Annotated in this window: 11 protein-coding genes; 7 read left to right on the top strand and 4 right to left on the bottom strand. The window is 39.2% G+C overall.

Annotated elements, in window-relative coordinates; translation table 11 throughout:
- Nucleotides 1-23 precede the first annotated feature (23 nt).
- Nucleotides 24-638: a DUF6992 family protein gene (locus L2567_RS11655; protein ID WP_235297952.1), complete on the top strand. Its 615-nt coding sequence runs from the start codon at nt 24-26 to the stop codon at nt 636-638.
- Nucleotides 639-658: 20 nt separating this feature from the next.
- Here L2567_RS11655 and L2567_RS11650 read toward each other — a convergent pair whose 3' ends face one another.
- Together L2567_RS11650 and L2567_RS11645 are read right to left on the bottom strand one after the other, a co-directional pair.
- Entirely contained in the window at nt 659-1,408 is a 750-nt protein-coding gene (locus L2567_RS11650) for a hypothetical protein (protein ID WP_235297951.1), read from the bottom strand.
- Nucleotides 1,409-1,410: 2 nt separating this feature from the next.
- Entirely contained in the window at nt 1,411-1,989 is a 579-nt protein-coding gene (locus L2567_RS11645; RefSeq protein WP_235297950.1) for a sigma-70 family RNA polymerase sigma factor, read from the bottom strand.
- 175 nt (nt 1,990-2,164) lie between these two features.
- Here L2567_RS11645 and L2567_RS11640 point away from each other — a divergent pair, with 175 nt between their 5' ends.
- From L2567_RS11640 to L2567_RS11630, 3 genes are all read left to right on the top strand, one after another.
- Nucleotides 2,165-2,746 (top strand): hypothetical protein, encoded by a 582-nt coding sequence (locus L2567_RS11640; protein ID WP_235297949.1) that lies wholly within the window; start codon nt 2,165-2,167, stop codon nt 2,744-2,746.
- Nucleotides 2,746-5,517, top strand: a complete 2,772-nt coding sequence (locus L2567_RS11635) for a CHAT domain-containing protein (RefSeq protein WP_235297948.1) — start codon at nt 2,746-2,748, stop codon at nt 5,515-5,517. The genes L2567_RS11640 and L2567_RS11635 overlap by 1 nt, the downstream gene beginning before the upstream one ends.
- Before the next feature lie 65 nt (nt 5,518-5,582).
- Nucleotides 5,583-6,179 carry a hypothetical protein gene (locus L2567_RS11630; protein WP_235297946.1) on the top strand — a complete coding sequence of 199 codons (597 nt, stop codon included), beginning with the start codon at nt 5,583-5,585 and terminating at the stop codon, nt 6,177-6,179.
- Nucleotides 6,180-6,228: 49 nt separating this feature from the next.
- Here the strand turns inward: L2567_RS11630 and L2567_RS11625 are convergent, their stop codons facing one another.
- Nucleotides 6,229-7,836, bottom strand: coding sequence for a metallophosphoesterase family protein (locus L2567_RS11625; RefSeq protein WP_235297945.1), 1,608 nt, complete (start codon nt 7,834-7,836; stop codon nt 6,229-6,231).
- 140 nt (nt 7,837-7,976) lie between these two features.
- Here L2567_RS11625 and L2567_RS11620 point away from each other — a divergent pair, with 140 nt between their 5' ends.
- From L2567_RS11620 to L2567_RS11610, 3 genes are read left to right on the top strand one after another with little or no spacing between them, the layout of a single operon-like run.
- Nucleotides 7,977-9,698, top strand: coding sequence for an amidohydrolase family protein (locus tag L2567_RS11620; protein WP_235297944.1), 1,722 nt, complete (start codon nt 7,977-7,979; stop codon nt 9,696-9,698).
- 11 nt (nt 9,699-9,709) lie between these two features.
- Nucleotides 9,710-11,053: an amidohydrolase gene (locus L2567_RS11615; RefSeq protein ID WP_235297943.1), complete on the top strand. Its 1,344-nt coding sequence runs from the start codon at nt 9,710-9,712 to the stop codon at nt 11,051-11,053.
- Nucleotides 11,054-11,060: 7 nt separating this feature from the next.
- Complete coding sequence (locus tag L2567_RS11610; protein WP_235297942.1) at nt 11,061-12,347, top strand: amidohydrolase family protein; 1,287 nt, start codon at nt 11,061-11,063, stop codon at nt 12,345-12,347.
- Between the two features lie 28 nt (nt 12,348-12,375).
- Here L2567_RS11610 and L2567_RS21140 read toward each other — a convergent pair whose 3' ends face one another.
- Nucleotides 12,376-14,229 (bottom strand): MutS-related protein, encoded by a 1,854-nt coding sequence (locus L2567_RS21140; protein WP_235297941.1) that lies wholly within the window; start codon nt 14,227-14,229, stop codon nt 12,376-12,378.
- Nucleotides 14,230-14,256 lie beyond the last annotated feature (27 nt).

The following is a 14,256-nucleotide window of genomic DNA, read 5'->3' as shown; positions in this document are numbered from 1 at the left end:
TGTTTATTTGGAAACATGAAATAATGACCAATTCCATTATGCGCACAAACTATTTCCTTCTCCTGATCATCGGCGTCATCTTCCTATTGCCAAATGATATGATTGCACAATCGGATTGGCAACCATTGATTTCTGATCAGCAACAATTTCAGAAAAGAGCCATGTTGGTTTTGGGAGGATGGGGAGCGGCTAATATTTTGACTGGTGGAATAGGAATAGCTACCTCGGAAGGAACTGCGAAACACTTTCACCAAATGAACCTGGGTTGGGGAGCGATCAATACCGGACTGGCCATTGCCGGATATTTGGGAGCTCGAAGCTTCGATCTGGATGAACCTATAGGAATGAGCTTACTTAATAAAAATTTAGGCATGAGTAAGGCTTTTCTTTTCAATGCAGGCCTGGATGTAGGCTACGTGGCCGGAGGACTCTATTTGCGAGAGCGTTCTAAAAATGCCAGCAAGCATCAGGAGCGACTTAAAGGTTTTGGGAATAGCATTGTTGTTCAGGGTGCTTTCCTATTTACGTTTGATCTGGTGGCCTATTTTCTGAATAATCAAAGGACGTCAGAAATACAAGATATGATTCTGAATGTTGGTGCAAAAGACGGTGGAGTAGGGTTGTTGATTAATTTTTAAATATGGCGGTAAATGTAACACTAGTTGTCTTTTATAATTGCATTAAGCAACCTCTCAGCATTTTTATGGTATAGAAAAGAATCCACCCTCACTACTTCTTCCAGATAATAAACTGCTGAATCCATTTGCCCTTCCTGCACATGAATAAGTCCGAGATACCATTGGTCTAAAACCTTTTCATCAGTAGAACCTCGTGCGGAAGTTTCTTGTAAAATTTTTATAGCCTCGATATTGTTATTGGTATTATGAAAAGCGTGGGCTAACATTCTCCGCATCCGAAGAGAGGATTGATCCACGGAATCTAGTCGCTCAAAATTATTGATCACTGTTTTGAAATCATTGTTCTGATATGCTGAGATCAATTGATTTTTGTCAAACTGCTCTTCATCTGCTGCCCTATTAATACTGACGGTAGGCGGCTCATAGTACTTAGCGTAGAGAACATTCGGATCAGCATTTCTAATCGTTGAGATGGTGAAGAAAGCAACGATAGCAGCAGTAGATGCAGCAAGCGTTATCCAATATTTTAATTTTTTGAGGCTACTTTGCTTTTCTACTTTTAGTTGCGTTCTTGATCGTACTTTTCTTACCCTATTTTTCACCTCCAGATAGTGGAGCCTCTCACCAGCTAGTTGTCCTAACTGATAATCTTCATAATCCATTCTAAAGGCATCATCAGATGCCAGCTGGGCTTCGAATTCTTTCTTCTCATCCGTGCTCAAAGAGCCTTCGAAGTATTTCCTGAATTGTATGTCATTTTCTTGATCCATTATTAAAACATCCAAGATTCTTTACTAAATCCCATTGCTTTTAACTGTTTAATGCAAAGGCTTTTGGTTTTTTTGGAAACATTTGCGGATTCATAACCAATTTTTTGTGCGATTTCTTCGTGGCTAAACCCCATCGACCATAGCTTTAATACTTCTTTACATTTTTTTCCTAATTGATCAAGGATGGTGTCGATGTGCTTCCAGATTTCTGCATTTTCCATTTTTTCATGTTGGTTTTCGTTGTCAGTATCTTTATCATAGTGGTCACTGATGATCTCTTTTCTCCTTTTATCTCTATTGTATTGATTGAGCCACATATTTTTACAAGTTTGAATAAAATACGATTTCAACGCTGATGGATCTCTGATTTTATTTCTTTCTACATCTACAATTAGACTGATGATGCCCTCTTGAATACAATCGTCCTTCATATTGTCATAAGCTCCCATCTTACTTAAAGCGCGCCTCGCCACTGCAGTCCATCCACTAGTTGAATACAGCCATTCTATGATTAGATCTTGCTTTTTACCACCAGCTTTAATGAGCTGAAAAACTTCATCATTTGAATAACTCAATTGCATTAGGGTGTATTAGGGCTCCGAAAAGGTTTCCATTAAATCTGAATATTATTCAATTTAAGGTAACTTTTTAATCATTCCAAGATACCTAAGTTGTAATTAGACTATTTAAGAATTTCATTAAGACTTTATTTATGCTTAACTTTTAAGCAAATTCTTCATTAAAAACCAACCAATTATGAAAGCCTCAATTTATCTTATTGTTACCTTATTCTTTGTTTTAGCATGTGCATTTGATAAAAAAACCTCGGATTCTTATGATGTTTCAGTTCTCAATCTGAAGCAAATGTACTATGTGCAGGAAGCCAACCAGTTATACCAAAAGATTCAGCAAGATACCTCTATCCAGAGTCCCTATCTCGATGAAAGTATTGATTTGCTCTTTGCCACTTTAAGTAATGGTAATGACATCATTACTCTGCATAAAGAAGAAGAGGAGGATGAAGAACACTGTTATTGTTGCGCCGGACGACCTAATTTGAGTGAATGTAAGGGGCAAACTCCATGCTGTACTGTATTCATGCTAAATAACGATGATGACGTTTTTTCCGTTTATCCTTTACAAGAATTTACCATCATAACTACGGATGGAGAAAATATTGGCTACATTAATAAGGAAAGCGAAAAGCAACTAGAGGAAGGTGGTTACATCTACCCATTTATCTTGGAAGGTGATTATCCAACCGATGAATACTTCATAGAATTTAAAGAGGAGAGAAATGCGATCAATTATCGTATTAGAATAGAAGTTTCAAACTGATGAAGATCTTATTGGCATTTCTGCTTTCATTTTCACTACTCTCCGCTCAAAACGATTGTGATTCATTGAAGCAAATGCGTACCATTCACAAAGCGGGATTGCATCAAATGGAGGACTATGCTTCTAAAATTGCGTACCTAGATCAATCGGCGCAAAAGTTTATAAATTGTGAGCACTACGCTGAAGGCTTAATAAGGAATAAAGATATGTTCACCCTTGCCATGAAGCATGAAGCATATGATGACGCCATCCATTTTATGGGAAAGTTTGATCAGAAGGTAAATGAATTAGAATCTAAATTATCTACATCCGAATCGCTAAATTTTCATCTAATTAGCAAAAGTCTGTGGTCGGAAGTGTTCGAAGAGATGGGCCATTTTTCTAAATCACTGGTCTTTTTAGAGGAGGCCCATCAACTTCTGGATGACTCTGTATTTGCCACTGAGATTTTGAAGCAAACAGCGATTTCCATTTTCCTGGAATTGGGAAGGAAATACAGTCGATCTGGTCTTTACCATACAGCGATTGACCATTATGAGAATGCCATCCAGGTAGCCAGGAAAAGGGATGATTTTATAGCAGCCATCAATGTTGAATCATTGTTAAGGGGTTTTATCGTGAACTTATATCTTGAAATAGGAGACATCCACGAGGCTAAAAAGCAAGCTGAGATTCGACTGTCAATAGCGAATGACTTGATCGTATTGAAGGAAAATCAGCAAGCTCATCTCTTCTATGGACATCTTGAATTAGGTCAAATACATCTTGAGTTAAACAATTACGATTCAGTGAGGATGCATATTACAGATCTGAAGTACCTTAGTAGTATTTTTGGGATTGATGATTATGAAATTCTGGTTTTAGAATCGAAACTGCTCATGGCTGAAGGAGAGTTAGGTAAGTCCAGAGAAAAGTTATTGAAGATCATCAATAAATGGGGTGGATATCAGGAATTTTATGAGGAGAAGGAGAAATTTAGAGCTTTGCAAATGGTAGAAGCATTGATCGAATGCGGCTTATATCAAGAAGCCAGCCGATTGAATGAAGTCATACAAATTAATGTGAATGCGCAATTAAAAGAGCTTAAGGATCTCTCACAAGTCGAGATAGATAATCTAAAAGGCATATACCTTGAGTCTGTCCAAAATCAAATATCCATTCCCGGCATCCTTTCTCAATCCGAAAAGTTTGAAATGGCGAATGAAGGCTTTCAGATTGTAGCGCAGTTTTTAAAGGATGTCAATCCTTTAGAGGACAAGCTCCTTTTTGCTGGTAAAGCTGCTGACCTCAGCAATAGCATGCTTAACAACATTAACTTGGAAGAAAATGGTCACTTTGCCGAAGTATTTTATAGTATAGAATCGGGTAAATCTGTGATTTTGCTTCGTAGCTGGAAAGATCAACAATTGATCAATATTTCCGAAAATGAAAGCATTTTTCAGCTAGAAGAGAAAACCACCAATGAGATCATTCAGGAAACGAGAAATCAGCTTTTAGCAACGAGTGGAATGGAAGAAGATTCGATAGAAGGAATAATTTTCGAAAAGCAGCGCTTGCTTGATTCTTTGAAACAAATAATAGCAGAAAGGCATGAATTGTATTTCGAAATGAAATACAACTGGAATATTCCATCCTACGAGGACTTTCAAGGAATATTGAGTGAAGACGAGACTTTTGTTAATTACTTTGAAAGTGATTCCTTCCTCTATGTCATCTCCACAACACGTGAATCATCACATACCTTTAAAATTAAGAAAAAAGAATATGCTGAAAAATTAAACCAGTTTGTTGAAAGTATCTCCACCTTAAAAAACAACATTGACCAACTAGCCATTGAACTTTATCAAATCTTGCTGGCTCCAATTGAAGATCAATTGAGGGATCGCTTAATTTTTTCATGCTCTGGGCTGTTGCATAGTTTACCTTTCAGTGCATTGAAAATTGCAGAAGAGAAATACCTTATCTCCAGACATGCTATTTCCTATACACCATCAGCAACCTTTAAGTTTTTACAACATCGTCAGGATAATAGCAATTTAATTCAAGAAGCTTTGTTTGTAGCTCCAAAATTTGAATCTCAACCTGAATTGGGAGATTTTTGGGCCAGCAGAGTTGAGCTGGGAGAATTACTTTACAATAATCAGGAAATTGATCAAGCATCAAAATTTATTAAAGGTGCGATTTTGAGAGGAGAACAAGCATCAAAAAGCAGTTTTTTAAAAAGCATTGACCATAAAGATATTGTTCATCTGGCTACGCATGCTAAGTCTAATACTGACTTTCCGGATGAGTCTTTTTTGGCATTTAGTAATGATATCGAAGAGAGGTTGTTTTTAAGTGAATTATCACAACTGAGCCTTTCTCCCAGGTTGATGGTATTGAGCGCCTGTGAAACACATGTAGGAAAGAATTATAGAGGAGAGGGAGTGTTAAGTCTTGCCAATGCTTGCTTTTTTGCAGGTTCAGAAAGTGTATTGGCAACGCAGTGGTCCGTGTTGGACGAGCCTACCTCTCAAATTATCGCCTCATTTTATAAATATCTGAAAAGGGGACAAACAAAAGATAAGGCCCTTCAATCTGCTCAGATTGAATACCTTGATACTAATGTAGGAGAGATGCTTCATCCCTATGTGTGGTCAGGGTTCACCGTCATAGGTAATCCTGAACGATTAAGATTCAGCAACTTCACTTCGAGATATGCTTTCATTTTTTTATTGGCAATTATGGTTTTGATTTACGTCTTTTTGAAAAAAAAAGGCATTGAGTGGTAACCTCTCTCCCTTCTGATTTTACTCCAGGATGAGAACAATTTTATTTCACACAAAAAACCATTCAAATGAAAACTTTAAAATGTTCAATTATTGCCGTTTTCTGTTTCTTCACACTATGCTCAAATGCGGCGTTAATCACCAATCTTGAAATTGAGTCAGTAGAGAATAACAAGGAAATTAAATTATTCATTACCGCAAAAGGTAGTGGCCTGATCAAAATCAGTATATGGGATAAGAAAAAATGTCTTCATCAAAGCGAGTATGAAGCATTAAGCTCTTTCGAAAAATATATTGATTTTAAGAAGTACAAGGAAGGAGAATATACACTCTTAATTGAAGATGAGTTATTCGTTAAAAACTACAAGATCAATTTTAGTGAGAATACTGCAAAAGTGGACGCATCTTCAGTTGTCAAAAGTTTCAAGCCGTACTTTAATTTTACACCTGAAACTAAAAAACTAAGGGTCAATTGGTTGATGAAGGATTTAGATCGACCTCAGATTGTGATCAGAAATAATGCAAATGACATCATTTTTGAGAAAAAATTTGCCAAGGATATTGGATTGCAAAAACAGTTTGACCTTCGGTTTTACAAGAAAGGAATTTACCACGTAACGGTAAAAAACAAAATGCAATCTCACCAATATCGATTAGAAATCTAGTATTAATGGACAGCACTTTATATCACCTGGTGAATAGCCAGGTGATATTTTATTTTAAGGATATTGTTAAGGGCCAACCTAGAAACTGCTCAGCATCTTCCAATGAAACATCCTCTGTTCTGGGCCAACATTCAAAAGTGACCTGATCCGCTGATTTGTCAAAGATAATTAAGCCGTAACCTGCACCCTTGTCCTGATTTTCTGGATTCGCATAGGCATGCATGGTAATCTTATTGTTAAAACCATCCATGTAATCCCCTGTCCATGGGAGTCGATCATTGGCTCCCGGTCCCGGCTGTTCATCCTCTGGCCACCACCATCTTCCGTAATAATCATTAACCGACGCAGGAACTATAAATGCCCATGGGCCATCTCTGAATTCATCGATTCCGTGTTGTATCACTGTAGAAATATGTTGGTCACCACCAATGTGAATTGCACCAGCCTCTTGAATCAATTTTAGAGCTTTATTTCTGCCGGATTGTGGCCAGCCATTTGAGTCAAGATCAGCATGTAGCCTATTGTCTTTTGAGCCATGTAGGTGAGCTCCGCCGCAAAATCCAGTTTGAGAAAGGACTGCTTTCATCATTTCAGGTCTTTCTTTACCCCATTGACCTAAAAAATCAAGTTGACGTTCTCCCAATAAAACTAACCCAGGAAGATCAATGGAAGCCGGATCATAATTCGGATTACGAATATGGTCAGGTCTGGGACCTTGTTGAGGTATTTTCCCATTCGGTCCCGATTTAAATTTTCTATCTTCGATGATGGCGAAATCAATGCCACCCCATTGAAGATCAGTGTAATATACACCTATTCCTTGCTGGATGGGAGAAGGATCATAAGGGTCAGGCAAGTGAGCGGTCTGACAACGTTCGACCATTTTCACATAATCTGGATCAAAAAAATAGCCTCCGTCATTTCCAGCCATAGAAGAAGCTTTTTTTCCGCCTTCACCCCAAATATTACCTTGACCAATATCATGGTCATCAGGAATCGTGATGCATGGTCTGGTTCTAAAAAGATCCCTGAATTGCATTCCAAATTTTAGCCAGGCTGCTGTATGTTCTTTGTGGTCATAAGATTGATCGCCAGCAAAGAAAATAAGGTCAGGATCCTGGTAGTTGATGTTTCTTACATAGTTCGCACGATCTCCCCTGTCGTGATTACTATTGCATGATAAAGCTGCAAGTTGAATCTCATTACTGCTTTCTGGATTTGCTCTGATCACGCCTTCATAAGTGGCACCTTCACCATGTAATAACCGATATGGTACGCTTACCGAATCGTCCCAGTCTTTTATTCTAAACAAAGCTGACCAGCCTATATCATTCACATTCTGTTCCTGGACTTCTACCCACTCTCCATTTTTTTTAAGGGCTAGCCTTACTGTTCGCACCTCTTCAGGATACAGTGGAAAGAGTTGAGCTGACATTTTAAGTATATGATTAGAAACCGTATAAATTCCAAAAGCGATGACACTGTCTCTATGCACTTTGACATCAATGATCGGATTTTCGCCTCTGTTCCACCAATCGTTCGTGGCAATGGTATCTAAACCTTCAAAAGGAGCCTCAACAGGTGGAGCAGCATTGCCCAAATCTTTCGGGCGATCACAAGCATATATGAGGACTAAAAACAATATAAGATAACGCATATACTAAATTTGGGTATAAATTTAATTAGAAAGGTAAGGGATGTGGATAATAGTTTAGATAATATATGGGAATTTTAATTTTCGATTATTAATTATAAATCATTTCTATTACCTTCCGATCTCATTTAAAATCTAACCAGATGCTAAGCAAATTGTGGGCTATTATAGTCCTTATTTTCATAGCTGGACAAGTTGAGTCACAAGATGACATTGACATAAAACTATCCAGTACTTATGCGATTCAGAATGCTCATATCACCCAAAGTCCCGGTAAAACAATCGATAAGGGAACAGTGGTCATCAAAGATGGTGTGATCATATCCGTGGGAACCAATGTGGCCATTCCTCCAGAAGCGATTATTGTAGATGCCGATTCATTATACATTTATCCGGGATTTATAGACGCTTATAACAACACAGGAGAGAAGAAAGCGGAAGAAAAGAAAAATGAAGAGCGGGTTAAGAATCCGGGTAATCCTCCCAATGACAGAGCGGGTATCACTCCGGACCGAAGTTTGAGTGACGTGTATGATTCCGGGGCTAAGTCGATTTCTGACTGGCGGGCCGAGGGTTTCACAGCTTCATTCAGTGCACCGGCAGAAGGCATGCTCCCTGGTAAAGCATCATTGATTTTGTTATCTGGAAAAGATGCCAGTCAATCAACTGTCGTAAAAGATAAGGTATTGGTTGGTACGTTTCAAAGTGCTTCCCGAATGTACCCGGCAACGATTATCGGAGTAATGGCTAAGTATCGTGACCTTTTTCGTCAAACTTCATATGCCATGAAACATCAGTCTGCATACGATTCAAATCCTGTAGGTATGAGCAGGCCAGCCTATGATAAGAGCCTGGGTGCATTAATGCCAGCAGCTGATAAGAAACAACTTGTATTTATGGAAGCTGAAAAGTATAAAGATGTTTCTCGTGCTTTAACGCTACAGGCAGATCTGGATTTTAATATGGCTTTGGTTAATGTAAAGCAAGGAACATCATTCATAGATGTGATCAAGCAAAAAAGTATACCTGTAGTATTGTCAATGGAAGTTCCTGAATCCGAAGACAAGAAAGATAAAAAGAAGGTAGATGCAGAGAAAGAGGATTCAGCTAAGGATGATGAGGCAAAGTCCGAAGAAGATGAAGTGGTAAAGGAGGAGATTGACCCGGAAATGGAAGCACTTAAGGCAAGGAGAGATGAAGCCATAAAGGATTATCAGGAACAGGCTGCTATGTTTGCTAAAAGTGGTGTAAAATTCGGCCTTTCGGGAAAGGATATTAAAGCCAAGGATTTAAAGAAAAATGCGAAATTGATGATGGAGCAGGGTATTACTGAAGACCAGCTTTTAGCCGCACTAACGGTAAATCCGGCAGAAATGTTAGGGGTGTCCAATATTTTGGGAACCGTGGAAAAAGGTAAAATGGCAAATTTAGTCATATCCACAGCACCTTACTTTGAAGAAGATGCAAAAGTCAAATATGTTTTTGTAGAAGGTGAACAATTCGAGTATGATGTTGAAAAGAAAAAAGCTAAAGTAGCAGGTAAAGAAGGTGATATTACAGGTTTATATGATTGTGTGCTAGAGGTACCTGGAGACGAACGCGACATGAAAATAAACATCAAGAAGGATGGAGACGAATATGTAGTTTCGGTAGAAAATGATGGAGAATCAGAGGAAGTCGAGTCAGTAAAGGTAAATGGTAATTCAGTTTCTTTTCCTTTGAGTGTTCAGGAGGATGGTCAATCGTTAAATCTCACGTTCAGCTTAACAGTTGAAGATGGTGAAATTTCAGGAACAGTTGATACCGGAGTTTTCGGTGCATTTCCTATTAAGGGTGATCGTATCGGTGATCCGAAATCAAATTAAAATCAATAAAAATGAAGATATACTTAAATATAATACTGCTTTTCATGGTGTTCGGTTTGTGGGCCCAGGAAACTGGCAGTGTACTCATTAAGAATGGGACAGTTCTAACAGTCACCAATGGAACCCTTGAAAATACAGACGTGCTCATCACAAATGGTAAGATTGCACGTATAGGCGAAGGGCTTTCTGCGGGATCGGATGTTAGGGTTATTGATGCTAAGGACCAGTTTGTGATGCCTGGAATTATTGACGCTCACTCACATATTGCTTTGGATGCAGTAAATGAGGCCACAGACCCAAGCACAGCTCATGTCTGGGTTGGTGATGCGCTGGATCCCTTCGATGTATCTATATATCGGGCCTTGGCAGGAGGTGTGACCTCATCCCATGCCATGCACGGTTCGGCAAATGCTATAGGTGGACAATGTGAAACGATCAAACATCGATATGGTGTGATGGATCCGAATAAATTAAGGATGAAGGATGCACCGAGAACCATCAAGTTTGCTTTAGGCGAAAATCCGATGAGGGTTCATGGAGAGGGTAGAGGGATAACACCAAGTACCAGGATGGGAGTAGAGCAGGTTTTCAGAAGATCATTTTCTGAAGCGCAGGAGTACATGGAAGCCTGGGACAACTACAATTCCGGAAAAACAAAGGTGCCACCAGTTTATGACCTTAAGAAAGAAACGGTTGCTGATATTCTTAAAGGAGATATTATCATCCATTGTCATTCCTATAGGGCAGATGAGATTCTGATGCTCATGAATGTCTGTAAGGATTTTGGTGTCAAGAGATTGTGTTTTCAGCATGTCAATGAAGGCTTTAAAGTAGCTCCCGAGCTGGCTGAATTTGGAGCAGGAGCTTCAGTGTTTGCAGATTGGTGGGCATATAAGTTTGAAGTCTACTATTCCACAGCATACAATGCAGCTATTTTATTGAGAAACGGAGTAGTTGCATCGATTAATTCCGACTCAGGTGAATTGATCAGACACTTGTATCACGAAGCTGCAAAGACTCAGAGGTATGGTGGTCTTACAGATGATGAAGCGCTGTCATTGATTACTATTAACCCTGCTAAGCAATTGGGGATCGAGGATAGAGTGGGATCAATAGAGGTTGGAAAGGAAGGTGATGTTGCCATATTTAATAAGCACCCCCTATCAGTCTACACCATCCCTCAATATACCATCGTAGATGGAATCGTGCGTTTTGACATTAATGAGGATCCGAAAGACATGAGGATCGATATTGACCCTGAAGCAAAAATCTCTACTTATTATGAACTGGATGCAGGTCATCACGATCATGACGGTTGTATGAGGGATGCGATGGAATTATTCACTGAGAAATAAGAATACAATGAGATTATATATAAATGTAGTTATAGCTTTTCTGTGTGCCAATGTGATATGGGCACAACAAATTCAAAAATCTGAATACGGCACATTTCTTCTTTCAGGGGGAACAGTTCACACTGTAACCAATGGTAACATTGAAGCGGATGTGTTGATTTCAGATGGCAAAATCACCAGTATTGGTACAAACATTACAGCTCCATCCGGCGCTAAAGTTATTGATGTAGCAGGCAAACATATTTACCCTGGAATGATAGATGGGGGCACGCGCTTGGGAATTGTGGAGATAGGTGCCGTTTCGTTGACGAACGATGACAATGAAGTAGGCGACATCAATCCGCATGTGGAAGCTTTAACAGCCGTAAATCCAAGTTCTGTGCTGATTCCCGTAACCAGAGTTAGTGGGGTAACCACTGTTTTAACCAAACCAACTGGCGGAGTCCTCCCAGGTACCTCCTCATTGATAAGTTTGGTAGGATACACACCGGAACAGATGTATTCTGGTTTCGATGGCTTGATCATGAATTTTCCGTCGTCAGGACGAAGAGGCTGGTGGGATCGCAGGTCAGATGAGGACATCAAGAAAGATTTTGATAAAAGAATGAAGACTGTTAATGATATCTGGAAGAAAGCGGAAGCCTATGCCAGGATGAATGCAGAACAATCCGTTGCAGACTATAATCCGGAAATGGAGGCCATGAAACCGGTTGTAGAAGGGAAGCGAACATTGATGATGGAGGTAAATTCAAAGAAAGATATTTTGGCCGCTTTAGAATGGTTAAAGGAAAAGAAGGACTTGAAAGTTGTTTTAACAGGAGTGGCAGAAGGTTACAGGGTTGTTGACGAATTAAAGGAAGCTGGATATCCTGTGATCACGGGGCCCATCCTATCCGTTCCAGGTCGAGCTGAAGCTGCCTATGACGCCAGTTATACTAATCCGGGAATGATGCAAAAAGCGGGTATTAAAGTTGCGATCAGAACCAATGAAACCGAAAATGTAAGAAATCTACCTTTTAATGCGGGCTTTGCAGCCGCTTACGGAATGGGAATTGAAGAAGCGTTAAAGGCGGTGACCATCGTTCCAGCGGAAATTTTTGGTGTTGCTGATCAATATGGAAGTATTGAAGAAGGTAAAATGGCCAGTTTGTTTGTGTCTGACGGTGATCCATTTGAAACAAAAACTCAAATTACGGATCTGTTCATCAACGGTTGGAAAGTGCCTATTGAGAGTAGACATACCTTGTTGTATGATGAGTTTTTAGACAGGAGCCCGGGATTGGAGAAAGAATAGGACTTTTTGTTTTTACACTAGTTCTGTCTTAATGCGTCTGATCTTCTTTTGGTTGATTATCCATCGGTATGCCCATTTTTTGCAGCAGAAAGCTGGCATTGAAATTTTGACAAATGCCTTGTTTTACCTTGTAATCAAATACTAAATCACCTTTTTCGTAGTCAATGTCAAAGTAGTAATTAGCAATTCCCTGATCAATTTCATTGCTTAATTCTGCCAGCTTAATGTCATGAGTGGCAATCATGGCATAAGTTTTTTTCGAAAGTAGTTTCTTAGCAATGCCAATGGATCCTTTGAGCTTGTCTTTACTATTGGTACCGCGCAGCATTTCGTCGATTAGGATCAAACAATTGGGATCGCGCTCTATGATTTGAAGAATAAGTTCTATTCTGTCCAATTCGGCTTTAAAGGTTGAGACACTTTCCTCTAAGGCATCTTTTATACGCATGTACGTGATGAGAGTGACGATGGGATAGCTATACTGGCCAGCAGCTACCTTACAGCCGCTATTGCCCAGAATCATGTTGATTCCAATTGTCCTTAACAGGGTACTTTTTCCGGACATGTTAGAGCCAGTAATGATATTCAAATGATCTGTTCGATCAATTTGAAAGTCATTTCCAACATTCATAGATTTTGGAATGAGTGGATGTCTTATATTTTTAGCATTCAATTTAAAATATTGATGGTGGACTTCTGGATAGCAATAATGAGGGTGATTGTAAGAAAAGGTCGCAAGCGAAGTGAGCGCTTCCATCTCTCCTATGAATTGGAATAGCTCTTTTAAGATACCCTGATTTTGTTCTTTCCATTGACTAAGTCTTCGAAGGACTCTGAAATCCCAAAGCACGAAACCATTCAAGATGATGGCTGGAATGAAATTCAATCGGTAATCCAGGTGGTCTATAATGTTTTGTAGTTGCCTTAATATCAAAATGGACTCATTGAGATTATGAGCACCTTTGAAGTGACTTACTTTGTTTTTCAGATACGTGGTTTCCCAATGCTGTGATACGATGAGTTTCAGCGCCTCTTGAAAGTTTCTGAGTAGAGAACTTGCCTGTGCAAGGTGCGCTTGAACAGCAGAAGTTTCTTTGGTTTTCCTCAAAGTTAGGATGAGGTTTAAAAAGAAAAAGAAAGTGAGTATCGAATTGGCCAACTGAACATCGACAAAGTAGCAGAGGGCTATCATCCCCCATAAAATAGGAAGGAATTGGAGATACTTTTGCAACCAATTTGACTGAACAAATCCCATGTCAAGGTTAAGTTCATTTTCAATTTCAGCTGCAAGGTTTCGAATGTGACCATCTTCTATTTCAAATAATGACTGGGCAAAATCTTGTCGCCAATGAGTTTGGGTTTCAAGTTCTTGCATTGACTTCTGTCGTAAATCAACTTCCTCAATGCTTGGTTTAACCAGAAATGATTTGGCCAGTGCATGAATACCATCGTATGTTCGACAGCGATTCAAGAGAGCGTATAGGCTATTTCTTCCAAAAAGATCAAGATCGTCAGAGTAGGGATGATGTGGGCTTTCAAATTGATCACCAGGATAATAGATATTGGTATAACTGATCAGATTTTGGATCTCATTCTGATTGATGTCAATTAGATTTTGAGTAATCCGGACCTTTTTATCAAATTTCTGTTGACGGAGAACAGCCTGAACAAATAGAATAATCACTGTAAGTGAACCAGCGACCACTGCAATGATATTGATCAGTGACACAAGATAAATGATGGGAATGGCTACAATAACTAATGCCAGACGAATGTAAGAATATCGGGTGCTTAACTTCGTATATTGTTGTAGTTCCAGCTGCAGATCTAATATGCGTTGCTGATAAGCTTTAATGATGTCTTGCTGAGAAGTAATTTTCACGATCGCGAAAATAGAGGATAATTGGAA

This window comes from Portibacter marinus, assembly GCF_021533195.1.
GTDB lineage: Bacteria > Bacteroidota > Bacteroidia > Chitinophagales > Saprospiraceae > Portibacter > Portibacter marinus.
Note: the sequence above shows the minus strand (reverse complement) of the source record. Positions and strands in the feature narration are given on the sequence as shown.